Annotated in this window: 19 protein-coding genes and 2 tRNA genes; 14 read left to right on the top strand and 7 right to left on the bottom strand. The window is 58.9% G+C overall.

Annotation, left to right across the window (positions count from 1 at the left end):
• Position 1 precedes the first annotated feature (1 nt).
• The 14 genes from folP to MRY17_RS21970 all read left to right on the top strand — a co-directional run bounded on the left by folP (position 2) and on the right by MRY17_RS21970 (position 13,444).
• Entirely contained in the window at positions 2-853 is an 852-nt protein-coding gene (gene folP, locus MRY17_RS22035; protein ID WP_191953211.1) for a dihydropteroate synthase, read from the top strand.
• Positions 854-869: 16 nt separating this feature from the next.
• Complete coding sequence (gene glmM, locus MRY17_RS22030; RefSeq protein WP_243352851.1) at positions 870-2,207, top strand: phosphoglucosamine mutase; 1,338 nt, start codon at positions 870-872, stop codon at positions 2,205-2,207.
• A gap of 66 nt (positions 2,208-2,273) precedes the next feature.
• Positions 2,274-3,029 (top strand): triose-phosphate isomerase, encoded by a 756-nt coding sequence (gene tpiA, locus MRY17_RS22025; protein ID WP_243352850.1) that lies wholly within the window; start codon positions 2,274-2,276, stop codon positions 3,027-3,029.
• 4 nt (positions 3,030-3,033) lie between these two features.
• On the top strand, positions 3,034-3,417 hold the full coding sequence (secG, locus tag MRY17_RS22020; RefSeq protein WP_010206600.1) for a preprotein translocase subunit SecG: 384 nt from the start codon (positions 3,034-3,036) through the stop codon (positions 3,415-3,417).
• A gap of 21 nt (positions 3,418-3,438) precedes the next feature.
• Positions 3,439-3,524: transfer RNA gene (locus MRY17_RS22015), tRNA-Leu, on the top strand.
• Between the two features lie 96 nt (positions 3,525-3,620).
• A tRNA-Met gene (locus MRY17_RS22010) sits at positions 3,621-3,697 on the top strand.
• Positions 3,698-3,837: 140 nt separating this feature from the next.
• Positions 3,838-4,296: a ribosome maturation factor RimP gene (rimP, locus tag MRY17_RS22005; protein WP_003235029.1), complete on the top strand. Its 459-nt coding sequence runs from the start codon at positions 3,838-3,840 to the stop codon at positions 4,294-4,296.
• Positions 4,297-4,343: 47 nt separating this feature from the next.
• Positions 4,344-5,825, top strand: a complete 1,482-nt coding sequence (gene nusA / locus MRY17_RS22000) for a transcription termination factor NusA (protein ID WP_057725019.1) — start codon at positions 4,344-4,346, stop codon at positions 5,823-5,825.
• Positions 5,826-5,852: 27 nt separating this feature from the next.
• The gene (gene infB / locus MRY17_RS21995) at positions 5,853-8,366 is read left to right on the top strand and encodes a translation initiation factor IF-2 (protein ID WP_057725020.1); all 2,514 of its coding nucleotides are present in this window, start codon (positions 5,853-5,855) and stop codon (positions 8,364-8,366) included.
• Positions 8,367-8,524: 158 nt separating this feature from the next.
• Positions 8,525-8,920 (top strand): 30S ribosome-binding factor RbfA, encoded by a 396-nt coding sequence (rbfA, locus tag MRY17_RS21990; RefSeq protein ID WP_057725021.1) that lies wholly within the window; start codon positions 8,525-8,527, stop codon positions 8,918-8,920.
• A 3-nt stretch (positions 8,921-8,923) separates the two neighbouring features.
• On the top strand, positions 8,924-9,841 hold the full coding sequence (gene truB, locus MRY17_RS21985; RefSeq protein WP_003176136.1) for a tRNA pseudouridine(55) synthase TruB: 918 nt from the start codon (positions 8,924-8,926) through the stop codon (positions 9,839-9,841).
• A 115-nt stretch (positions 9,842-9,956) separates the two neighbouring features.
• Positions 9,957-10,226 (top strand): 30S ribosomal protein S15, encoded by a 270-nt coding sequence (rpsO, locus tag MRY17_RS21980; RefSeq protein ID WP_003176135.1) that lies wholly within the window; start codon positions 9,957-9,959, stop codon positions 10,224-10,226.
• 195 nt (positions 10,227-10,421) lie between these two features.
• Positions 10,422-12,527, top strand: a complete 2,106-nt coding sequence (pnp, locus tag MRY17_RS21975) for a polyribonucleotide nucleotidyltransferase (protein WP_057725022.1) — start codon at positions 10,422-10,424, stop codon at positions 12,525-12,527.
• Positions 12,528-12,823: 296 nt separating this feature from the next.
• Positions 12,824-13,444 (top strand): BON domain-containing protein, encoded by a 621-nt coding sequence (locus MRY17_RS21970; protein WP_243352849.1) that lies wholly within the window; start codon positions 12,824-12,826, stop codon positions 13,442-13,444.
• Positions 13,445-14,613: 1,169 nt separating this feature from the next.
• Here MRY17_RS21970 and MRY17_RS21965 read toward each other — a convergent pair.
• From MRY17_RS21965 to MRY17_RS21935, 7 genes are all read right to left on the bottom strand, one after another.
• On the bottom strand, positions 14,614-17,547 hold the full coding sequence (locus MRY17_RS21965; protein WP_243352848.1) for a DUF748 domain-containing protein: 2,934 nt from the start codon (positions 17,545-17,547) through the stop codon (positions 14,614-14,616).
• Between the two features lie 88 nt (positions 17,548-17,635).
• A complete protein-coding gene (locus MRY17_RS21960) occupies positions 17,636-18,652 on the bottom strand; it encodes a class I SAM-dependent rRNA methyltransferase (protein ID WP_191953208.1) in 1,017 nt (338 codons plus the stop codon).
• 107 nt (positions 18,653-18,759) lie between these two features.
• Complete coding sequence (pgi, locus tag MRY17_RS21955) at positions 18,760-20,424, bottom strand: glucose-6-phosphate isomerase (protein WP_191953207.1); 1,665 nt, start codon at positions 20,422-20,424, stop codon at positions 18,760-18,762.
• 224 nt (positions 20,425-20,648) lie between these two features.
• Positions 20,649-21,500, bottom strand: a complete 852-nt coding sequence (gene panC / locus MRY17_RS21950; RefSeq protein ID WP_191953206.1) for a pantoate--beta-alanine ligase — start codon at positions 21,498-21,500, stop codon at positions 20,649-20,651.
• Positions 21,497-22,297, bottom strand: coding sequence for a 3-methyl-2-oxobutanoate hydroxymethyltransferase (gene panB, locus MRY17_RS21945; RefSeq protein ID WP_057725029.1), 801 nt, complete (start codon positions 22,295-22,297; stop codon positions 21,497-21,499). The genes panC and panB overlap by 4 nt, the downstream gene beginning before the upstream one ends.
• Positions 22,298-22,619: 322 nt before the next feature.
• Positions 22,620-23,102, bottom strand: coding sequence for a 2-amino-4-hydroxy-6-hydroxymethyldihydropteridine diphosphokinase (gene folK, locus MRY17_RS21940; RefSeq protein WP_181285563.1), 483 nt, complete (start codon positions 23,100-23,102; stop codon positions 22,620-22,622).
• 2 nt (positions 23,103-23,104) lie between these two features.
• On the bottom strand, positions 23,105-24,508 hold the full coding sequence (locus tag MRY17_RS21935; RefSeq protein WP_191955813.1) for a polynucleotide adenylyltransferase PcnB: 1,404 nt from the start codon (positions 24,506-24,508) through the stop codon (positions 23,105-23,107).
• Positions 24,509-24,871 lie beyond the last annotated feature (363 nt).

The following is a 24,871-nucleotide window of genomic DNA, read 5'->3' as shown; positions in this document are numbered from 1 at the left end:
AATGACTTTTGCGTTGTCCTCCACCCGGTTGCCTTGCGGCAACCGGGTTCTTGATTTGGCCCATACGCATGTCATGGGTATTCTCAATGTCACCCCAGACTCGTTTTCCGATGGTGGCCGCTTCAGCCAGCAGGATGCAGCGTTGCGTCATGCGCAGGCAATGGTGGCGGCGGGCGCGACGTTGATTGATGTCGGCGGCGAGTCGACTCGGCCCGGTGCTCGTGTTGTTTCTCCTTTGGAGGAGCTGGAGCGGGTGGCGCCGATTGTCGAGCGCATTGCCCGCGAGCTGGATGTGATCATCTCGGTGGACACGTCAACACCGGCGGTGATGCGTGAAACCGCGCGTCTGGGAGCGGGGCTCATCAATGATGTGCGTTCGTTGCGGCGTGACGGTGCTCTCGACGCCGCTGCGGCGACCGGTTTGCCCGTGTGCCTGATGCATATGCTGGGTGAACCCGGCAATATGCAGGATAATCCGCACTACGACGACCTGGTTGGCGAGGTAGGCAGCTTTCTTGCCGACAGAGTCGCTCAATGCGCGTCAGTGGGCATTGCTGCGGAAAAGATCATTCTCGATCCGGGGTTTGGCTTCGCCAAGACGCTGCAACATAATTTAAGCCTGTTCAAACATATGGAAGCCCTGCATGCCCTTGGTCGACCCCTTTTGGTCGGTGTTTCGCGCAAGAGCATGATAGGGCAGGCCTTGAATCGCCCGGTGGGTGAGCGGCTGTTCGGCGGCCTTGCGCTGGCAGCGCTTGCGATGACCAAGGGCGCCCGTATTTTGCGTGTGCATGATGTCGCCGAGACGGTGGACGTGGTGCGCATGATTGCTGCTGTAGAATCAGCCGAATAAGAATGATGGAGCACTCATGACTAAGAAATATTTTGGCACCGACGGCATTCGTGGTCGGGTCGGCGAATACCCGATTACCCCGGATTTCATGCTCAAGCTGGGTTGGGCTGCGGGCATGGCGTTCCGCAGCATGGGCGCGTGCCGCATCCTGGTAGGCAAGGACACACGTATTTCAGGCTACATGTTTGAATCCGCGCTGGAGGCGGGGTTATCCGCCGCAGGCGCCGACGTGATGCTGCTGGGCCCGATGCCGACGCCGGCGATCGCCTACCTGACACGTACCTTTCACGCTGAAGCCGGTATCGTGATCAGTGCCTCGCATAATCCGCATGATGACAATGGCATCAAGTTTTTCTCGGGGCAGGGCACCAAGTTGCCGGACGAGATCGAGTTGATGATCGAAGAACTGCTGGATGCGCCGATGACCGTGGTCGAGTCCAGCAAACTGGGCAAGGTGTCGCGTATCAATGATGCTTCTGGGCGCTACATCGAATTCTGCAAAAGCAGCGTTCCGAGCAGCACCAATTTTGCCGGGCTGAAAATCGTCGTCGATTGCGCCCACGGTGCGACCTACAAGGTGGCGCCGAGTGTCTTCAAGGAACTTGGTGCGCAAGTCACTGTGCTGTCGGCTCAGCCTAACGGGTTGAACATCAACGACAACTGCGGTTCCACGCACATGGAGCAGTTGCAGGCGGCGGTTCTGGCCGAGCATGCAGACCTGGGCATCGCCTTTGACGGCGATGGCGACCGCGTGTTGATGGTGGATCACACCGGCATGATCGTGGATGGCGATGATCTGTTGTTCATCATTGCCCGTGACTTGCATGAACGTAACAAGTTGCAAGGTGGCGTCGTCGGTACGCTGATGAGTAACCTGGGCCTTGAATTGGCGTTGGGTGAGCTGGGAATTCCCTTCATTCGCGCCAATGTCGGTGACCGTTATGTGATTGCCGAGTTGCTGGAGCGCAACTGGCTGATTGGCGGTGAAAACTCGGGGCATGTTGTTTGCTTCCAGCACACCACCACAGGCGACGCAATTATCGCCGCGCTGCAGGTGTTGCTGGCTTTGCGCCGTCGCCAAGAAAGCCTGGCCCAGGCGCGACAGGCTCTGCGCAAGTGTCCGCAGGTGTTGCTCAATGTGCGTTTTGCCGGTGGCGAAAATCCAATCGAGCATCCCTCTGTCAAAGAGGCCTGCGAGCGCGTGACGCAAGCGATGGCTGGGCGCGGGCGTGTGTTATTGCGCAAGTCCGGCACAGAGCCTCTGGTGCGTGTCATGGTCGAAGGCGAGGACGAAACACAGGTTCGCGGCCATGCCGAAGACCTGGCAAAACTGGTAACTGAAGTTTGCGCCTGAATTCGGCTTGCCAGTGATGGTGTGGTTGGGTAACATCTGCGCCCACTTTGACCGACGGGGTACAGCATGCGTCGCACTATGGTAGCTGGTAACTGGAAGATGCACGGTACCCGCGCCAGTGTCGCTGAGCTGATCAATGGCCTTCGTCAACTGGCCTTGCCTGGCGATGTGGATGTTGCGGTTTTCCCGCCTTTCCTGCATGTCGGCCAAGTGGTTGATGGCTTGAAAGGTCAGTCGATTCAGGTCGGCGCGCAGAATTGCGCGGTGGAGCCAGCGCAAGGTGCGTTGACCGGTGAGATTGCGCCGAGTCAGTTGGTAGATGCGGGTTGTGCCTATGTGCTTGTCGGGCACTCCGAGCGCCGCCAGTTGATAGGTGAAAGCGATCAGATGCTCAACCGCAAGTTCGCAGCGGCACAGGCCTGTGGCTTGATCCCGGTGTTGTGCATAGGGGAAACCCTTGAGCAGCGTGAATCGGGCAAGACGCTTGAAGTTGTCTCGCGTCAGCTGGGCAGCATCATCGAAGAGCTGGGTGTTGGTGCGTTTGCAAAAGCGGTCATTGCTTACGAGCCGGTCTGGGCCATTGGCACCGGGCTGACTGCTACACCGCAACAGGCGCAGGATGTGCACGCCGCCATCCGCGCGCAGTTGGCGGCAGAAAATTCTGAAGTCGCACAAGGTGTGCGGCTTCTATACGGCGGCAGCGTGAAGGCGGCCAATGCGGTCGAACTGTTCGGCATGCCGGATATCGATGGGGGGCTCATTGGTGGAGCTTCCCTGAATGCAGATGAGTTCGGTGCGATCTGTCGCGCCGCGGGAAACTGAAAAAATGCTGGAAACAGTCGTAGTCGTTTTTCATCTGTTGGCTGCCCTGGGCGTAGTTGCCCTGGTTTTGTTGCAACAGGGCAAAGGTGCGGATGCTGGTGCGTCTTTCGGTGCAGGTGCTTCAAATACTGTGTTCGGAAGCCAAGGTTCCTCTACCTTTCTTAGTAAGTTTACTGCTATACTTGCCGCCGGTTTCTTCATAACCAGCTTGGGGTTAGGTTACTTTGCTAAAGAGAAGGCTCATGTGCTGACTCAAGTAGGTTTGCCAAACCCGGCAGTGTTGGAAGTACCAAAAGCAAAACCGGCTTCTGATGATGTCCCGGTGCTTCAAGAGCAAAAGTCGGCTACTCCAGCGACTGACGTGCCTCCAGCTCAAGAGCAGAAGTAAGAAGGTTGTAAACGCTGTATTGCCGAGGTGGTGGAATTGGTAGACACGCAACCTTGAGGTGGTTGTGCCCATAGGGTGTAGGGGTTCGAGTCCCCTTCTCGGTACCAATTATCAGGAGAGCCCGCTGTTGCGGGCTTTCTTGTAGGTGGAAGGTTACATTGACCCTGCAAGGGATCGGTCGTATACTTCCGCCCCAGCTTTGTCGCGGGGTGGAGCAGTCTGGTAGCTCGTCGGGCTCATAACCCGAAGGTCGTCGGTTCAAATCCGGCCCCCGCAACCAGTTTTAGCGGAGCCCCTTTTAAGGGGCTTTTTGTTAGCTGGACACTTTCAACGCCGCTGTTCGACGGCGTTTCAAGGATGGGCGTTTCGCCCATTTTTTTATTTTGCACAGCATGCACATACATGCACGAGGGGGTTCAGGTGTCGAGCAAGCTAGAAGAGTTGCAGGCCTTGCTGGCCCCGGTGGTCGTGGCCCTAGGCTATGAATGCTGGGGTATTGAGTTTTCGGCTCAAGGTCGCCACTCAATGTTGCGCGTTTATATCGATAAAGAGGGCGGCGTGCTGGTGGACGATTGTGCAATTGTCAGCCGTCAGATCAGCGGTGTCCTGGATGTAGAAGATCCGATTTCCGTTGAATACACCCTTGAAGTTTCCTCGCCAGGCATGGAACGCCCACTGTTCACTATTGATCAGTTTGCAAAATTTGCCGGTGAACAAGTGAAGATCAAGCTGCGCTCCCCATTCGAAGGGCGACGCAACTTTCAGGGCCTTCTGCGCGGTGTAGAAGAGCAGGATGTCGTGGTGCAGGTAGAAGACCATGAGTTCCTGTTGCCGATCGATATGATCGACAAGGCCAACATTATTCCCAGTTTTGACTGAGACGCGGATCCCGCGGATCCAATGGCTTGCGAAAGGCGAGGCGTACGATGAGCAAAGAAGTACTGCTGGTTGTTGAGTCGGTATCCAATGAAAAGGGCGTACCGGCAAACGTGATTTTTGAAGCGCTGGAGCTGGCCCTGGCCACTGCTACCAAAAAGCGTTTTGAAGATGAAGTTGATCTGCGTGTGGAAATCAACCGCCACACCGGTGCCTATGAGACTTTCCGTCGCTGGACGGTCGTCGAAGAAGCCGATCTTGATGATCCGGCGATTGAAACCTGGCCGAGCAAGGTTGCGCAAACGCACCCTGGCGCCAACGTCGGTGATGTCGTCGAAGAGAAGATCGAATCGATCGAGTTCGGCCGTATCGCTGCACAGACCGCCAAGCAGGTCATCGTGCAGAAGGTTCGCGAAGCCGAGCGTGCTCAAGTCGTTGACGCCTATCGCGAACGCCTGGGTGAAATCATCTCCGGTACCGTGAAAAAAGTCACCCGCGACAACGTGATCGTCGACCTGGGCAACAACGCCGAAGCGTTGCTGGCCCGTGAAGACATCATCTCTCGCGAAACCTTCCGTGTCGGCGTGCGCTTGCGTGCGCTGCTCAAGGAAATCCGCACCGAGAACCGCGGCCCTCAGTTGATCCTGTCGCGTACCGCGCCGGAAATGCTGATTGAGCTGTTCCGTATCGAAGTGCCGGAAATCGCCGAAGGCCTGATCGAAGTCATGGCAGCGTCCCGCGACCCGGGTTCGCGCGCCAAGATCGCGGTCCGCTCCAAGGACAAACGCATCGACCCGCAGGGCGCTTGCATTGGTATGCGCGGTTCGCGCGTCCAGGCAGTGTCGGGCGAATTGGGCGGTGAGCGTGTGGACATCGTCCTGTGGGACGATAACCCGGCGCAGTTCGTGATCAACGCCATGTCGCCAGCTGAAGTGGCGGCAATTATCGTCGACGAAGATGCCCATGCAATGGACATCGCCGTTGGCGCAGACAATCTGGCTCAGGCCATTGGTCGTGGTGGTCAGAACGTGCGTCTGGCCAGCCAACTGACCGGTTGGACCCTGAACGTGATGACCGAATCGGACATCCAGGCTAAGCAGCAAGCTGAAACCGGTGACATCCTGCGCAACTTTATCGAAGAGCTGGAAGTCGATGAAGATCTGGCGCAGGTGCTGGTAGATGAAGGCTTCACCAGCCTGGAAGAGATTGCCTACGTACCGTTGGAAGAAATGCTCAACATCGACGGCTTTGACGAAGACACCGTCAACGAGCTTCGCGCTCGGGCCAAGGATCGTTTGTTGACTAAAGCCATCGCTACTGAGGAAAAGCTGGCAGACGCCCATCCGGCCGAAGACCTGCTCTCGCTTGAGGGTATGGACAAGGATTTGGCGATGGAACTGGCGGTGCGCGGCGTAATTACCCGCGAAGACCTGGCCGAGCAGTCTATTGACGATCTGCTCGACATCGACGGCATTGACGAAGATCGTGCCGGCAAGTTGATCATGGCCGCCCGAGCCCATTGGTTCGAGTAATTAGGCGCGGCCTGAGGAGAGAAGTGCATGACGCAAGTCACGGTGAAACAACTGGCCGATGAGGTCAAAACACCGGTAGAGCGCCTGTTGCAGCAGATGCGTGAGGCAGGTCTGCCGCACACCGCCGCCGAGGAACATGTGAGCGACAGTGAGAAGCAGTCTTTGCTGACTCACTTGAAAAGCAGCCACAAGGCGAAAGTGGAAGAACCGCGCAAGATTACATTGCAGCGCAAAACCACCAGCACCCTGCGTGTTGCAGGTAGCAAGAGCATCAGCGTTGAAGTACGCAAGAAGAAAGTCTTCGTACAGCGCAGCCCGGAAGAAATCGAAGCCGAGCGCAAACGCGAGCTGGATGAACGTCGCGCAGTAGAAAATGCTGCTCGTCAGAAGGCTGAAGAAGAAGCCAAGCGTCGCGCCGAAGAAGAAGCGCGTCGCCAGCCTGCTGCCGCGCAACCTGCCGGCACTGAAGCGGTCGCCGCTCCTGTTGAAGCTGTGCGTGAGGCCGCTCCGGTGGCTGCCGCACCTGCTCCTGCAGCAGACCGCAAACGCGACGAGCCTCGTCGTCCGGACAAGCCACGTGCCGACGATAACAATCGTCGCGGTGGTGGCGGTGATGGCGAGCGTAAAAACGCTCCGCATCGCGCCTCGGTCAAAGAGAAAGCGCCTGCGCCACGCGTTGCCCCACGGACTACCGACGAAGAAAGCGACAGCTTCCGTCGCGGTGGTCGCGGAAAGGCCAAGCTGAAAAAACGCAACGCCCACGGTTTCCAGAGCCCAACCGGCCCTGTCGTGCGTGATGTGCAGATCGGCGAGACCATCACGGTTGGCGATCTCGCCAACCAGATGTCGGTCAAGGCGGCTGAAATCATCAAGTTCATGTTCAAACTGGGTACCCCCGCGACCATCAACCAGGTGCTGGATCAGGAAACTGCTCAGCTGGTAGCCGAAGAACTGGGCCACAAAGTGACCCTGGTCAGCGATACCGCTCTGGAAGATTCCCTGGCCGAGTCCCTGAAGTTTGAAGGTGAGACGTTCTCCCGTGCGCCAGTTGTGACCGTAATGGGCCACGTTGACCATGGTAAGACGTCGCTGCTCGACTACATCCGTCGTGCCAAGGTAGCTGCTGGCGAAGCCGGTGGTATCACCCAGCACATCGGTGCGTACCACGTTGAAACCGAGCGCGGCATGGTCACCTTCCTCGACACCCCGGGTCACGCCGCGTTTACCGCGATGCGTGCCCGTGGTGCCAAGGCGACCGACATCGTGATCCTGGTGGTTGCAGCGGACGACGGCGTGATGCCACAGACCATTGAAGCTGTCCAGCACGCCAAGGCCGCCGGTGTTCCACTGGTGGTTGCAGTGAACAAGATCGATAAGCCGGGCGCCGATCTCGATCGCATCCGTAGCGAGCTGTCGGTTCACGGCGTGACGTCTGAAGAGTGGGGCGGTGATACGCCGTTCGTTTCGGTCTCGGCCAAAGTCGGTACCGGTGTGGACGAACTGCTCGAAGCGGTCCTGCTGCAAGCTGAAGTACTCGAACTCAAGGCAACCCCATCGGCCCCAGGTCGCGGTGTTGTGGTTGAATCGCGTCTGGACAAGGGTCGCGGCCCGGTTGCTACCGTACTGGTTCAAGACGGTACCCTGCGCCAGGGCGACATGGTGCTGGTCGGTTCGAACTATGGCCGCGTGCGTGCCATGCTCGACGAGAACGGCAAGCCAATCAAGGAAGCCGGTCCTTCCATCCCTGTCGAGATCCTCGGCCTGGACGGTACCCCGGACGCTGGCGACGAGATGAGCGTGGTTGCCGACGAGAAGAAAGCCCGTGAAGTGGCTCTGTTCCGTCAAGGCAAGTTCCGCGAAGTCAAACTGGCGCGTGCTCACGCCGGCAAGCTGGAAAACATCTTCGAGAACATGGGCCAGGCAGAGAAGAAGACGCTCAACATCGTCCTCAAATCTGACGTACGTGGTTCCCTCGAAGCGTTGAACGGCGCCTTGAACGGCCTGGGTAACGACGAAGTGCAAGTGCGCGTTGTCGGTGGCGGTGTCGGTGGTATCACCGAATCCGACGCCAACCTGGCACTGGCTTCCAACGCTGTACTGTTCGGCTTCAACGTGCGTGCCGATGCCGGCGCTCGCAAGATCGTCGAGCAGGAAGGCCTGGACATGCGTTACTACAACGTCATCTACGACATCATCGAAGACGTCAAGAAGGCCCTTACCGGCATGCTTGGCAGCGACGTCCGGGAGAACATCCTGGGTATCGCCGAGGTGCGTGACGTGTTCCGCTCGCCGAAATTCGGCGCGATCGCCGGTTGCATGGTTATCGAAGGTACTGTGTACCGTAACCGTCCAATCCGTGTACTGCGTGAAGACATCGTTATCTTCGAAGGCGAGCTGGAATCCCTGCGCCGCTTCAAGGACGATGCTTCCGAAGTACGTGCCGGCATGGAATGCGGTATCGGCGTCAAGAGCTACAACGACGTCAAGCCTGGCGACAAGATCGAAGTCTACGAGAAGGTTCAGGTTGCTCGCAGCCTCTAACTCGCGCACTTCCGGAGCCACGCCGCGTGTGGGCATGCAGATGCCCCGCGCAGCGTACGGACTCTAAACGCAACGCCCGGTCTGGCTTTTGTCAGGCCGGGCGTTTGCCGCTTTCAAACCCGCGGGTTTCACCGTGTGGCAGTAACAGGTAACAAGACATGGCAAAAGAATACAGCCGTACCCAGCGTATCGGCGATCAGATGCAGCGCGAGCTGGCCCAACTGATCCGTCGCGAAGTCAAAGACCCGCGCGTTGGCCTGGTCACTATCACCGCCGTTGAAGTGAGCCGTGACGTGGGTCACGCCAAGATCTTCATCACCGTGATGGGCCAGGACAGCAGCGAAGAGATCGCGCAAAGCATCAAGGTGCTCAACGCTGCCGCAGGTTTCCTGCGCATGCAGCTGGCCCGTGAAATGAAGTTGCGCAGCGTTCCGCAGTTGCACTTCCATTACGATGAAAGCGTTGTGCGTGGCGCGCACCTGTCGGCACTGATCGAGCGCGCCGTGGCTGAAGACAGCCAGCATCCGTCCACACCTGAAGACGCCAAGGAGTAAGCGGTGGCTCAGGTCAAACGTATCCGCCGTAACGTCAGTGGCATCATTCTGCTCGACAAACCCATTGGCTTTACCTCCAATGCCGCGTTGCAGAAGGTCCGCTGGCTGCTCAATGCCGAGAAGGCCGGGCACACCGGCAGCCTCGATCCCCTGGCCACCGGCGTGCTGCCGTTGTGCTTTGGCGAGGCGACCAAGTTCTCGCAATACCTGCTTGATTCCGACAAGGGTTACGAAACCCTGATGCAGTTGGGCAAGACCACCACCACGGCCGACGCCGAAGGCGATGTGCTGCAGGTTCGCGATGTGACCGTTGGTCGTGCCGATATTGAAGCTGCCTTACCCGCTTTCCGTGGACAAATCAGCCAGATACCGCCGATGTACTCGGCGCTCAAGCGTGATGGGCAACCTCTTTACAAGCTGGCGCGTGCCGGTGAAGTGGTGGAGCGCGAACCGCGTTCTGTTACTATTGCCCGGCTGGAATTGCTCGCCTGTGAAGGCGACACTGCCCGATTGGCGGTGGACTGCAGCAAAGGCACCTATATCCGTACCCTGGTGGAAGATATTGGTGAGCAATTGGGTTGTGGCGCATATGTTGCCGAACTGCGACGTACACAGGCCGGCCCTTTCACCCTGGCCCAGACGGTCACGCTGGAAGAGCTCGAAGCGGTGCATGCCGAAGGCGGCAACGAAGCGGTTGATCGCTTCCTGATGCCATCGGACAGCGGTTTGCTCGATTGGCCATTGCTGCACTTCTCGGAGCACAGCGCGTTCTACTGGCTCAACGGCCAGCCGGTACGCGCCCCGGATGCCCCGAAGTTCGGCATGGTGCGAGTACAGGATCATAACGGTCGCTTTATCGGTATCGGTGAAGTGAGCGAAGACGGGCGGATCGCGCCGCGTCGACTGATTCGGTCAGAATGACCGAACGAGTGTGGCTGTTAACAGGCATGGTCAACACTCATTTTTAGATACAGGGATTTGTCCCTGGCCTGTTGAAACTGCCCTTTGGGTGGTTTCCTGAAAAAAGGATTGCCTCATGGCTCTCGACGTTCAAGAAAAAGCACAAATCGTAGCTGACTATCAGCAAGCTGTTGGTGACACTGGTTCGCCAGAAGTGCAAGTTGCACTGCTGACCCACAACATCAACAAACTGCAAGGTCACTTCAAGGCCAACGGTAAAGATCACCACTCCCGTCGTGGTCTGATCCGCATGGTAAACCAGCGCCGTAAGCTGCTGGACTACCTGAAAGGCAAGGATCTGGGTCGTTATCAGGCTCTGATCGGTCGCCTGGGTCTGCGTCGCTAATCAGCGATTGCGCTAGAGGTTGGTTGTCTGCCGTGTGTCAGTGGGATTCCCGCTGGCCCATGGCAGGCTCCCAGCCTCAAGTTTTATCTGGATACACCGTTTTACCCTGGACGAGCGTCGGGCCGATTCCCGAGATTGCCCAAGAATTTCGCAAGAAAACAAGTTCCCCAAGAGCCACAAAGAAGGTAGGACACCGTGAACCCGGTTATCAAAAAATTCCAGTTCGGTCAGTCGACCGTTACCCTCGAGACAGGCCGTATCGCCCGTCAAGCCTCCGGCGCAGTGCTGGTTACCGTTGACGACGACGTTACCGTACTGGTGACCGTGGTTGGCGCCAAGACCGCTGACCCGAGCAAAGGCTTTTTCCCTCTGTCCGTTCACTACCAGGAAAAGACTTACGCTGCCGGTAAGATCCCTGGCGGTTTCTTCAAGCGCGAAGGCCGTCCTTCCGAGAAAGAAACCCTGACTTCCCGACTGATCGACCGTCCGATCCGTCCGCTGTTCCCAGAAGGCTTCATGAACGAAGTGCAGGTTGTCTGCACCGTCGTTTCCACCAGCAAAAAGACCGATCCGGACATCGCTGCGATGATCGGTACCTCGGCTGCCCTGGCCATCTCCGGCATTCCTTTCGATGGCCCGATCGGCGCCGCCCGCGTTGCCTTCCATGAAAGCACCGGCTACCTGCTGAACCCGACTTACGAGCAACAGAAAGCCTCGAGCCTGGACATGGTCGTTGCCGGTACCTCGGAAGCCGTGTTGATGGTTGAATCGGAAGCCAAAGAGCTGACCGAAGACCAGATGCTGGGCGCGGTACTGTTTGCTCACGACGAGTTCCAGGTGGTGATCAACGCCGTCAAGGAACTGGCCGCTGAAGCTGCCAAGCCAACCTGGGCCTGGGCTCCTCAGCCAGAAGCCACCGCACTGCTGGGTGCTATCCGTGCCGAGTTCGGCGATGCGATCTCCCAGGCCTATGCCATCACCGTCAAGGCCGACCGTTACGCGCGCCTGGGCGAGCTGAAGGACCAGGTTGTCGCCAAGCTGTCCGGCGAAGAAGGCCAGCCTTCTTCCAGCGAAGTCAAAGCGGCTTTCGGTGAAATCGAATACCGCACCGTTCGCGAAAACATCGTTAACGGCAAGCCACGGATCGACGGCCGCGACACACGCACCGTACGTCCGCTGAATATCGAAGTCGGTGTTCTGCCGAAGACTCACGGTTCGGCGCTGTTCACCCGTGGTGAAACCCAGGCCCTGGTCGTCGCAACTCTGGGCACCGCCCGTGACGCGCAGCTGCTGGACACCCTGGAAGGCGAGAAAAAAGACCCCTTCATGCTGCACTACAACTTCCCTCCGTTCTCGGTGGGCGAGTGTGGTCGCATGGGTGGTGCTGGCCGTCGTGAAATCGGTCACGGCCGTCTGGCCCGTCGTTCGATCGCCGCGATGCTGCCGGCTGCCGACGTCTTCCCGTACACCATCCGTGTTGTGTCGGAAATCACCGAATCCAACGGTTCCAGCTCCATGGCTTCCGTTTGCGGTGCTTCCCTGGCACTGATGGACGCGGGTGTGCCGATGAAGGCACCGGTTGCTGGTATCGCCATGGGCCTGGTTAAAGAAGGCGAGAAATTCGCCATCCTGACCGACATCCTGGGTGACGAAGACCACCTGGGCGACATGGACTTCAAGGTAGCCGGTACCGCCAAAGGCGTAACCGCGCTGCAGATGGACATCAAGATCAAGGGCATCACCGAGGAGATCATGGAAATCGCCCTGGGCCAAGCCCTGGAAGCGCGCCTGAATATCCTCGGCCAGATGAACCAGATCATTGGTCAGTCGCGTACAGAGCTGTCGGAAAATGCTCCGACCATGATCGCGATGAAAATCGACACCGACAAAATCCGTGATGTCATCGGTAAAGGCGGCGCGACCATCCGTGCGATCTGTGAAGAAACCAAGGCGTCGATCGATATCGAAGACGACGGTTCGATCAAGATCTTCGGCGAAACCAAGGAAGCGGCTGAAGCGGCACGCCAGCGCGTCCTGGGTATCACCGCTGAAGCCGAGATCGGCAAGATCTACGTGGGTAAGGTTGAGCGCATCGTCGACTTCGGCGCATTCGTCAACATCCTGCCGGGCAAGGACGGCCTGGTTCACATCTCCATGCTGAGCGACGCTCGCGTTGAGAAAGTGACTGACATTCTGAAAGAAGGCCAGGAAGTGGAAGTGCTGGTACTGGACGTGGACAACCGCGGCCGTATCAAACTGTCCATCAAGGACGTAGCAGCAGCCAAGGCTTCGGGCGTTTAATCACGCGCTGGCTTCACGCTGAAAAAAAGGACTCCTCGGAGTCCTTTTTTTATGGGCGCGAGAAAATGAAGCAGAATCAGCCGTTTAGCGCCGCCCAAAAGCCGCAACTTGCATGCAGGCACGACGGTCTTCATGCAAGTTGCACGATTCCGAAAATCTCTTGATTTTATAACTTATTGTTTTATATGGTTTTTTTAAGATTCGGTGACTTGGCACACTGCCTGCACTATCCCTGTTAGCGCTGCAGCACCAAGATTTACGTGCTGCGGTCTTTTAATAAAACAGGAGTTACTCGTATGAAGAAGTTCGCTCTCGCTACTGCTACCGCTCTGACTCTGGCCATGGGTGCTAACGTAGCCTTTGCTCAGACTTCCCAGGCCCCTATGACTTTGGCGGCCGGCGAAGCCACCCAGGCTAAGGAAAGCGTTTCGGATACTTGGATCACCACCAAAGTCAAAGCTGACCTGCTGACTGAAAAAGGCATTCCAGGTTCGGACATCAAGGTTGAAACCAACAAAGGTGTGGTTTCCCTGTCCTCCGATGTAGCTATCTCGGATTCGCAGAAAGCGACCGCCGTAGCCATCACCAAGAAAATCAAAGGTGTGAATGCTGTTTCTGCTGACGGCCTGCTGGCTGGCGGCGCTACCAAGGCTGACGGCATCGACAAGACCAAAGGTGCTGCCCACAACGCTGGCGAGGCGACCAGCGATACCTGGATCACCACCAAAGTAAAAGCTGATCTGGTGACCGAGAAAGGTATTCCTGGTACCGACATCAAAGTTGAAACCAACAAAGGCGTCGTGTCCCTGTCGTCCCCAACGGCTGTGACTGCTGCGCAGAAAGAAACGGCTGTAGCGATCGCCAAGAAAATCAAAGGCGTTAAAGCTGTATCGGCCGATGGCCTGAAAGCAGAGTAACGCTGCAGGTTTCGTTTGAACTGAATGGCGGCGGCTTAGGGTGAGTTAGATTTCCACCCAAGGCACCTCTGGAGTTCATGCGACCGACCACACGGATGTGGTCATTACAGGCCCCGGCACTTGTGTCGGGGCCTGTTTTATTGGGCTCGATAATTTGCCTGCCCGGCAAGGAATAAAAATGTGGGAGGGGGCTTGCCCCCGATAGCTGTGTAACAGTCGACCTATAACCGACTGACCTACCGCCATCGGGGGCAAGCCCCCTCCCACATTGGGTTACTCGGCATCCAGATGCATTGGTGTGATCACCCGACCATCTTTATCCGCGTGCCTCAGCTGCGCATCAATAAGTCGATGCCTGTTTTATTTCTGCGCACCACCTTGCTGTCAGGCGAGGAATAAAAAATGTGGGAGGGGGCTTGCCCCCGATAGCTGTGTAACAGTCGACCTATAACCGACTGACCTACCGCCATCGGGGGCAAGCCCCCTCCCACATTGGGTTATTCGGCATCCAGATGCATTGGTGTGATCACCCGACCATCTTTATCCGCGTGCCTCAGCTGCGCATCAATAAGTCGATGCCTGTTTTATTTCTGCGCACCACCTTGCTGTCAGGCGAGGAATAAAAAATGTGGGAGGGGGCTTGCCCCCGATAGCTGTGTAACAGTCGACCTATAACCGACTGACCTACCGCCATCGGGGGCAAGCCCCCTCCCACATTGGGTTATTCGGCATCCAGATGCATTGGTGTGATCACCCGACCATCTTTATCCGCGTGCCTCAGCTGCGCATCAATAAGTCGATGCCTGTTTTATTTCTGCGCACCATCTTGCTGTCAGGCGAGGAATAAAAAATGTGGGAGGGGGCTTGCCCCCGATAGCTGTGTAACAGTCGACCTATAACCGACTGACCTACCGCCATCGGGGACAAGCCCCCTCCCACATTGGGTTACTCGGCATCCAGATGCATTGGTGTAATCACCCGACCATCTTTATCCGCGTGCCTCAGCTGCGCATCAATAAGTCGATGCCTGTTTTATTTCTGCGCACCACCTTGCTGTCAGGCGAGGAATAAAAAATGTGGGAGGGGGCTTGCCCCCGATAGCTGTGTAACAGTCGACCTATAACCGACTGAACTACCGCCATCGGGGGCAAGCCCCCTCCCACATTGGGTTATTCGGCATCCAGATGCATCGGTGTGATCACCCGACCATCTTTCTCCGCCTGCCCCAGCTGCGCATCAATGAAGTACACGCGGTCGTCCTCCAGTTGAGCCTTGTCCACCAGGTAATCCTTGATGGTGCTGGCCCGGTCCTGGCCGAGCTGGCGCAGCAGTACGTCACTGCCGCTCCAGAACTTGATCACGCCGTCCTTGAGCCTGGCCGCGCGCTCATCGTCGCTCAGGTTTTTCCATTCGGCCGGTGGTTGTTGTTTCAGGCGGGTGCGGTAGATGCCTTCCAGCAAAGGCGCCTTTTCCTTCTGGGGCACGACCAGCAATGACGCCTGGGCCGGGACTTTATCGCCGCGACGCTGCAGGATTTTGTAATAGTTGTATTGGTACTCACGCTCCAGTCGTTGCGCGGCCAGGAACGGCCCGTCGCTGCTGGCTGCTGCGGTGCCTTCGATTTCCAGGCGCAGGGCAGGGCGTTCCTTGAGTGCCTTGGCCAGCGTGTTGAGTGCCCCTTCAGCGCCTTTATCCAGTTCACTGGAGCCCGCCGCAAACGACACACTACCCAAGTCTTGCGAACCGCCGCCGGTGACCAGCCCGCCAATGAACTTGAAGGGCGCCGTTGCTGCGCGGACCACGAGGTTGCGCAGGGTCTGCCACACGATCGGCATGACGCTGAATTGCGGGTTGTTCAGGTCACCGCTTACTGGCAGCTCGATGGAGATCCTGCCATCGCTGTCCTTGAGCAAGGCAACCGCCAGGCGAATCGGCAAGTCCACCGCATCGGCGCTGTCGACTTTCTCGCCCAGTTGCAGTTGCTCGACCACCACCTTGTTTTCAGCCTTCAACTGGCCTTTGGTGATCATGTAGTGCAAATCCAGGTTCAAGCGACCTTTGCGAATTCGAAAGCCCGCGAATTTGCCCGAGTACGGCGTCAGGGTGGTCAACTCGACACGTTTGAAGCTGGTTGCGATGTCCAGCGCCGCCATCGGGTCAAACGGGTTCACGCTGCCCTTGATGGTCACGGGCGCATAGCGGTCCACCTTGCCCTTGATGTCGACGCTGGCCGGCTTGGTCTGGCGACTGTCGATGGTACCGATCTGGCCGTTGAGTTGTTGAATCGCGGTGGCGAAGTTGGGCGTGAGGCTGAAGTCGGCGAAATTGGCCGAGCCATCGTTGATCGCGATCTGCCCGATATGGATACCCAGCGGCTTGTCTTTGCTCGCTGCCGGCTTGGCTGTCGATTTGCTCCCGCTGTCGGCGGGCTGCGCAACCAGCAGGTCGTCGATATTGGTGGTGCGGTCATCGTTGATCATGAAGCGCGCATAGGGTTGCAGCAGGTTGACCTTGTCGATCGACAGGCTGTCGCCGTGCTGGTAGTTGACGCCCTCCAGCACCAGGCGCTGCCATTTGAGGAAGTCACGGGACTTCAGGGTGTCGAGGGTGTGCAACTGATCCACTTGCGCGCGGCCGGTGACTTGCAGGGCCAGCGGCTCGGTGCTCTTCAGGTTGACATCCAGGTTGCTGCCGAGCATGCCGCTGCGCAGTTCCAGGCGGATGAACGGGCTGATATAGGACTGGGCAACGCGCAGGTCGATGTCCTGGGTGTTCACTTTCAGCCTGGCGCTGACCGGATTCAGGTTGACCTCGCCGGTTGCCTGGATCTTGCCTTGCTTGCCCAGACCGCTATCGACCTTCAAGGTAAAAGGGCTCTGGTTGAGGCTGTCGAAGTTCTGCACGTCGATGTTCAACGGGCCCAGCTCCAGCGCTACCGCAGGCTTGGCCTGGCGGTCAGCCAGGTGCACCTGATAGTTGCGCAGTTGCACGTCCTTGAGCAGCACTTGCCAGGGTTTGTTCGGCGTCGCCGGTGGCGCTTCAGGCGAGTCGGCAGTCGCGGGCGCAGAGGCCGGCTCCGGTGGCTTGGCGGGTTTGTCGGGTTGGCTGGCGAACAGTTTCTGCCAGTCCAGTTGCCCATCGGCCTCGCGGGCGGCCCAGGTTTCGAGTTTGTTGCTGCGGATTTTGCCGATCACCACCTGTTGCTTGGCCAGGTCCACCGTGGTCTCGCTGACGTCCAGGCGTTCCAGGCGTGCCAATGGCCGGCCATCCGGCGCCTTGATCGCAAAGGGCGCAATGCTGGCGGTGGTGTTGGTCAGGTTCAGCTCGGTCTCTTTGGCCAGGCTGAATTTATAGTGGGTGCTGAAATTGAGCACACCGTCCTCAAGCACCAGCGGCACGGCATCGCGCACATAAGGCCACCAGGCTTTCATTTGACCGTCAGTGACTTTCAGCGAGCCTTCGGAGGTGATCGGTACCAGGCTGAAGTTGCCTTTCCAGTCTATCTGCCCGCCCTGGGGGCCAGCGGCCACCAGGGTCATGTCGGCGTTATCTTCCGGCAAGGTGCTGAGGTTTTTCAGCTCGAAGTCGAGTTTGTCGTAGAGAAATTCGATGGGTTCGCTGGGACGCAGGTCCCGAAAGTGCACATAGCCGCCCGCCAGCTTGATGCTGTCGATACGCAGCGGGAAAGGCTTTGCGTCGGGATCGGCGGGGGTTGGCTCGCTCGGGGGCAACTTGAATAACTGCGCCAGGTTCAACTGGCCGGACTTGTCGAAGAGCAATTCGGTCTTGGGCTGCTCAAGTTGAACATCGGCCAGGTGCAGGGCGCGAGTCCAGAGGCTGTCGATCTGCAGGTTGGCGTAGAGACGTTTGAAACCCAGCTGTTCCTTGCCCGGCTCACCGATCTGCAGGCCCCACAGCGTCAGTTCCAGGCTGAACGGGTTGAGCTCGATACGCTCGATACGCGCCGGCACCGTTGCGTAATTGGCCAACTGCTGGTTGGCAATGCGCAGGGCAATGCCGGGCAGAATCAGAAAGCCCAGCAAGCTATACACAGCGAGGGCGGTCAACAATGCGCCTATGGCGCGGATCAATCCTTTGGGCATGGGTGACAGCCATCTATGTCGAACAAGAGTGCCTTGGAGTATGGCATGTGATTTCGGTTCCGAAGAACAGCCAGGCCTGGGAAACTTCCTACAATTGCAGGATCAGGGTCTTCAGCGGCGGTTGCTGGTCTTTCGACGGAAAGTCCGCTCCCGGTGCCATGATCTGCCAGTCGCGTACGGGACGACCGGCTTTTTCCGCGCAACGCAGCACCTGTTCGCGCCAGTCATCCATGCTCACTTTCGCCAGGTTGTTGCAGCAAATGAGCACGCCATTATCGGCGGTTGCCAACAGTGCAGGCTTGAGCAGGCTTTGGTAGTCGCGCAACAGGTCGACGGTGCCGAATGCGCTCTTGGCCCAGGCGGGGGGATCGAGGAGCACAAGGTCATACTGGCGCTGTTCCAGGCGTGGATAGCTCGGCAGTTTCTGGCCACGGCGCTGAGTGATAGGGAGGCCGGCCAATTGGCGAATGGCAGGAAAGTAATCGGACTGTACGAACGCCATGGTCGGCAACTGCGGGTTGAGCAGACCGTTCTCGCGCCCCACGGCGAGGTTGCCCTCGGCAAAGTCCAGGTTGCAGACTTCACTTGCGCCACCGGCCGCCGCGCTCAAGCCTACGCCGCAGGTGTAGGCGAACAGGTTGAGCACGCTTTTGCCGGCGCTGTGGTTCTTGACCCAGCCGCGAGTGTTGCGCAGGTCAAGGAACAGCAGCGGGTCCTGCCCGGCATGCCGCCCACGCACACGGTAGTTGAGGCCCCATTCGTGACCGACCAGGTCCTCCAGCGCAGCAGGTTCGGCCCGGTAAACGCTGTCTTCGCGATCAATTCGTGAGTTGCCACGGGAGCGGTCGTTGTACACCAGCATCAGTTCCAGGCCCATGTATTGACCGATCAGTTGGTGCAGGTCCAGCAGATCAGCGTTTTGCAGGGATTGGTGGAAGCTTTGCACCAGCAATTGCGGGCCGTAGCGATCAATCGTCAGGCCGCCGGCGCCTTCCTGGCTGCCGTGGAACAGCCGGTAGCAATCGGTGCCCTGGGCATGCAGTTCACTGATCAGGTCTTGGCGATGGTCGAGGGCGGCGCGCAGCGCCTGGTTCAAGGAAGTCATGGAGCGCGCCTTGCTTGCGGGGGAATGGGGGCAATGGGGCGCGCAGTTTAACAGCCCCGGCCTGGACAGGCCGGGGGTTATTTCGAGGCTATCGGTTCAGGCCTTGATCAGCCGCGGTGACGGCCGCGGAAGTAGTTGATCAGGCCCTGGGTCGAAGCATCTTCGGCCGAGGTTTCTTCGGCGCCGGTCAGGCGGTTGTAGACGCCTTTGCCCAGCTCTTTGCCCAGTTCGACACCCCATTGGTCGAAGGCGTTGATGCCCCAGATAACGCTCTGGACGAACACTTTGTGCTCATACATGGCGACCAGCGCGCCCAGGCGACGTGGGCTGATGCGTTCGACCACGATAGTGTTGCTCGGACGGTTGCCCGGGATCACCTTGTGGGGCGCCAGTTTCTGCACGTCGGCCTCAGGAATACCCTTTTCGCGCAGTTCCGCTTCGGCTTCGGCGCGTGTCTTGCCGAGCATCAGCGCCTGGCTCTGGGACAGGCAGTTGGCGTACAGCCACTGGTGGTGGTCGGAGACCGGGTTGAAGCTCACGATCGGCACGATGAAGTCGGCGGGGATCAGTTGGGTCCCCTGGTGCAGCAACTGGTGATAGGCATGCTGGCCGTTGCAGCCCACGCCGCCCCAGATGACCGGGCCAGTGTCGGTAGCGACCGGCGTGCCGTCCTGGCGCACGCTCTTGCCGTTGGATTCCATGTCCAACTGCTGCAAATGCTTGGTGATGTTACGCAGGTAATGGTCGTACGGCAGGATCGCATGGCTCTGCGAACCCCAAAAATTGCCGTACCACACCCCCAGCAGGCCCAGCAGCACCGGCATGTTGTCTTCGAACGGTGCGTTCTGGAAATGCTGGTCCATGGTGTAGGCGCCGGACAGCAACTCCTTGAAGTTGGACATGCCGATCGCCAGGGCGATAGGCAAGCCGATCGCGGACCATAGCGAGTAACGACCGCCGACCCAGTCCCACATCGGGAAGATGTTCTCTTCGCGGATGCCGAACGCTACGGCCGCTGCGTTGTTGCTCGACACGGCGATAAAGTGGCGATACAGCTCGGCTTCCGAGCCACCCTGGGCCAGGTACCAGGCGCGGGCGGCCTGGGCGTTTTTCAGGGTTTCCAGGGTATTGAAGGATTTCGACGAGACGATAAACAGCGTGGTCTCGGCGCGCAGCTTCATGGTCAGTTCGTGGAACTCGCTGCCGTCGATGTTCGCCAGGTAATGGCAGCGCACGCCTTTATGGGCGTAGGACAGCAGCGCTTCGGAGACCAGTTCCGGGCCGAGGAACGAACCACCGATGCCAATGTTCACCACGTCGGTGATCGGCTTCTCGGTGTAGCCACGCCACAGGCCGTCGTGGATGCGGCCGACCAGGTCAGTGATCTGGTTCAGCACCTTGTGCACGTCCGGCATGATATTCACGCCGTTGACCGACAACTTGTCGCCTACCGGACGGCGCAGGGCGGTGTGCAGCGCGGGACGGCCTTCGGAGGAGTTGACCGGCTCGCCGGCATACAGCGAGTTGATCGCGTCTTTAAGGCCCACTTCGTTGGCCAGGCCCACCAGCAGGTCGCGGGTTTCGCGGGTGATCAGGTTTTTCGAGTAATCGAGGAAAAGCCCGCAGCTGCTCAGGGTGAATTCGGAAAAACGCTGGGGGTCGGCATTAAAGGCCTCGCGCATGCTGAAATCCTGCATGGCTTGGCGATGTTGATCGAGCGCGTGCCAGGCGGGCAGCGCGGTAACGTCATGAGGGGTGCGGTAGTACGCCATCGCTGCGGGTTTCCTTTTATTACGGGGACTGCCTTTAGGACACTTCAAAGCCCGGAACATCCAGTCTTTTAACACACGACGGGTTCCGGACAGCGCTAACCAGGAGCGCAGGGCGATTACATTAAACCTAGCGTGTCGATATGTCTTGGCTTTGTCTGCGCTGTGGCCGGTACTTTTTTATACCGGCGCAGCGATGAAGGCAATCGGCGGGGTGCCCAGAAGGGTCAGTCGAGGTTCAAGTGCAGGTTGTCGATCAGGCGAGTTGCGCCCAGATAGGCCGCCACCAGGATCACAATGTCCCGGTCCTCGGGCGTGGCCGGGCGCAAGTGCACGCCCTGGCGCACTTCCAGGTAGTCCATGCGCAAGCCGGCGGCTTCGATCTGCTGGATATGCTCGGCGCACAGTGTGGCGAAATCCCGCTCACCGCTCTTGATGGCGGCGGCCATCTGGCTGAGGCTGCGGTACAGCACGGGGGCAGCCGCGCGTTGCTCCTGGGTGAGGTAACCGTTGCGCGATGACAGCGCCAAGCCATCAGTTGCGCGTACGGTCGGCTCGCCGATGATCTGGATCGGCATGTTCAGGTCATGCACCATGGCGCGGATCACCGCCAGTTGCTGATAGTCCTTCTGGCCAAATACGGCCATATCCGGCTGGACCATGTTGAACAGCTTGCTGACCACCGTGGCCACGCCTTCGAAATGCCCTGGACGGCTGGCCCCACAGAGGCCTTCGGACAGATGGGGGACGCTGACGCGGGTCTGGCCGGTCATGCCGCCGGGGTACATTTCCTCGACCGTGGGCGCGAACAGCAGGTTGCAACCGGCTTGCAGCAGCATTTCCTGATCGGCGGCGAGGGTGCGCGGGTATTTGTCCAGGTCTTCGCCGGCACCGAATTGCAATGGGTTGACGAAAATGCTGGTCACCACGAAGTCCGACTGCTGCGCGGCCTTGGTCACCAGGGTGGCGTGGCCACTGTGCAGGTTGCCCATGGTCGGCACGAAGCCGATGCGCTTGCCGGCACTGCGCGCGTGGGTCACGGCGGCGCGCAGTTCACGTAGGGTTTTAACGGTGTTCATGCAGAAAACCCATGTTCGGTGCCGGGGAAGGTCACGGCTTTGACTTCGCTGACGTAAGCGCTCAGTGCGGCGTGAATACTGGGCTGGCCGGCCATGAAGTTCTTCACGAACTTGGGTACGTGGCCGCTGATCGACAGGCCGAGCATGTCGTGCAGCACCAGCACCTGGCCATCGGTGGCGGCGCCGGCACCGATGCCGATCACCGGTACCTTGACGGCCTGGGTGATTTCGGCGGCCAGTTCACTGGGCACGCACTCCAGCAGAATCATTGCGGCGCCGGCTTGTTCCAGGGCAATGGCATCGGCACGCATCTGGCGCGCCTGGGCTTCATTGCGGCCCTGTACCTTGTAGCCGCCGAGCAGATTGACCGACTGCGGCGTCAGGCCCATGTGCGCGCATACCGGCACGCCGCGCTCAGCCAGCAGTCGGATCGACTCGGCGAGCCATACGGCGCCTTCGACCTTGATCATGTGCGCACCCGCCTGCATCAGTTTGCCTGCGTTCTGGAAGGTCTGTTCGAGGGTGGCATAGCCCATGAATGGCAGGTCGGCGATGATAAACGCACCGTCATTGCCACGCTTGACGCTGGCGGTGTGGTAGGCGAGTTCATCGGTGGTGACGGGCAGCGTGCTGTCATTCCCTTGAAGCACCATGCCCAGTGAGTCGCCTACCAGCAACACCTCGACTCCGGCCTGGCAACTGGCGTGGGCGAAGGTGGCGTCATAGCAGGTCAGCATGGTGATTTTTTCACCTCTGAGCTTGAGGCTCTGCAAGGTGGTCAGGGTAATGTCTGGCATGAAAAGGGTCCTCGTTCAGGCGCTTGGAAACAGCGAGTAACGCGCGTGAGTCTTCGTTTATACAGGCGCACCGTCTTGAGAGCAGTGCTTGTAAGGCCTGGATTGCGCCCTTCAGCGCCGGGTTGGCGGCAGCGGGACGCCTATAGTCGTGAGGAGGACACGGGAAGTCAATTGGATGTGTTACCGCATTGTTACGATGACGGTGTTACCGCTGTTACTGACGCGATTGTAGGAGCGAGCTTGCTCGCGAAGAACGCTTAGGCACCGCGTTTAATCAGGCTGTGCGCGTTATCGTTGACGATTTTCGCGAGCAAGCTCGCTCCTACAGAGGTAAGCGTTCCAGGCCGACGAATGGGCAGGCTTCAAGCAGGCCGCTGAGGCTTTTCCCGTCAGGCAGTTGCAGGTTCGCAGGCGCCAGCTCGGCCAGCGGATAAAGCACGAACGCCCGCAGGTGCATCTGGTAATGCGGCACCTTGAGGCGTGGCTCGTCGATCAGGCGGTCACCGAACAGCAGGATATCCAGGTCCAGCGTGCGAGGGCCCCAGCGTTCGACGCGTTGGCGGCCCTGATCGTTTTCGATGGCCTGCAGTGCATCGAGCAGGTCCAGCGGCGCAAGGTCGCAGTCCAGGGCCGCCACCGCGTTGGTGTAGCGCGGTTGGCCCGGGAGCAGGGAGTCACTTTGATAAAAGGCGGATACACCGGCGAGGGTGGTGCCGGGCAATTGCGCCAAGGCGTCGATAGCGCTGCGCAATTGCTGTTGCGGGGCAGCGAGGTTGCTGCCCATGCCGATGTAGATACGTTCCACGTTTATTCGCCTGTTGCGCCTGAGGCATCGGCGGCGCTGCGTTTGCGCTTGCTGGAGCTGCGGCGACGCTTTTTCGGCCCTTCGCCGGTGCCGTCGCCTTTGCTGCCGAGTTCACGAATCATCTCGCGGCGCTGGCTGTCATTGGCATCCTGGTAATCGGTCCACCATTCGCCCAGGCCGTCGGTCTGCTCGCCGGCGCTTTCGCGCAGCAGCAGGAAGTCGTAGCCGGCACGGAAGCGCGGGTTTTCCAGCAACAGATCGGCGCGTTTGCCGCTGCGACGCGGCAGGCGCTCCTGCATGTCCCAGATCTCGCGGATCGGCAGGGTGAAGCGCTTCGGAATGGCGATGCGCTGGCACTGCTCGCTGATCAATTCGTGGGCGGCTTCCTGCATGGCGGGGATCGGCGGCATGCCGCGATCCTGCAAGCGCAGTACACGCTTGGGCAGGGCCGGCCACAACAGCGCAGCAAACAGGAAGGCCGGGGTGACCGGCTTGTTCTGCTTGATGCGCAAGTCGGTATTGACCAACGCTTCGCTGATCAGGGTATGGGTATACGTCGGGTTGTATTCCAGGGCCTCGGCGCTGGCCGGGAACAGTGGATCAAACAGTTGCAGGTCGACGAGCATTTCAAAGGTGTCGGCCGCGTAGCCCGAGAGGAACAGCTTGAGCACTTCTTCAAACAAGCGAGCCGACGGAATTTCCCGCAGCATCGGTGCCAGTTCGCGAATCGGCGCGGCCGTGTGTTTCTCGATGCCGAAGTTGAGCTTGGCGGCGAACCGTACCGCGCGCAGCATGCGCACCGGGTCTTCCTGATAGCGCTGCGTCGGGTCGCCGATCAGGCGGATCAGGTTGTTGCGGATGTCGTGCACGCCGTTGGCGTAATCGAGGATGCGCTCGCTGACCGGATCGTAATACAGGGCATTGATGGTGAAGTCGCGGCGTTGCGCGTCTTCTTCCAGGGTGCCGTAGACGTTGTCGCGCAGGATGCGTCCGCTCTCGTTGCGGGAAGACTGGTTGGTGTCTTCCTCTTCATCGTTTTGCGGGTGACCGGCGCGGAACGTCGCGACCTCGATGATTTCTCGACCGAAGTGGATGTGCACCAGCTTGAAGCGGCGTCCGATGATCCGCGCATTGCGAAATTCGGCACGCACCTGTTCAGGTGTGGCGCTGGTGGCGACGTCGAAATCCTTCGGCGTGATATTGAGCAGCATGTCGCGTACGCAGCCGCCCACCAGGTAGGCCTGGTAACCGGCGTTCTGCAAACGTTCGACGATGTTCACGGCGTAACGGCTGAATTGAGCGCGCTGCAATGAATGCTGACTGCTGTTAAGCACTTCAGGCGTGCTGCGAATGTGTTGCGTACGACGCAAGGGAGAACGGAATGACTGGAACAACTTCTTCAGCATGGGATGCACTGTTTGAAGGAATGTTCGGCCATAACGAAGAATGACCGCATGATGGGCCGGGATTCTAGCATTTAGTCAGGGGATGGTGTAGGAACAAGCTGCGAGCGTTGCGCCAAAAGCGTTTGAAGGCCACTTCAGGGGCGATCTGTCGAAAACTACAGAAACTACAAGGGGAGCCGAAGCTCCCCCAGAAGTAGTTGCGTGCTCTATTTTTATTATTGATGTCGGGCTTCTTGTTTTTGTTGATCGCCCTCGCCATGAAGCTTCACCTTCATGACACTCCCAATCGGGAGTCAAGAGCAAACGGATTGCTTTGGTCGCTGTGTTGCTGATCTACGATCCAACCAGTTCAGGCTCTGCCTT

The organism is Pseudomonas orientalis (assembly GCF_022807995.1).
GTDB classification, from domain to species: Bacteria; Pseudomonadota; Gammaproteobacteria; order Pseudomonadales; family Pseudomonadaceae; genus Aquipseudomonas; species Aquipseudomonas orientalis_B.
Note: the sequence above shows the minus strand (reverse complement) of the source record. Positions and strands in the feature narration are given on the sequence as shown.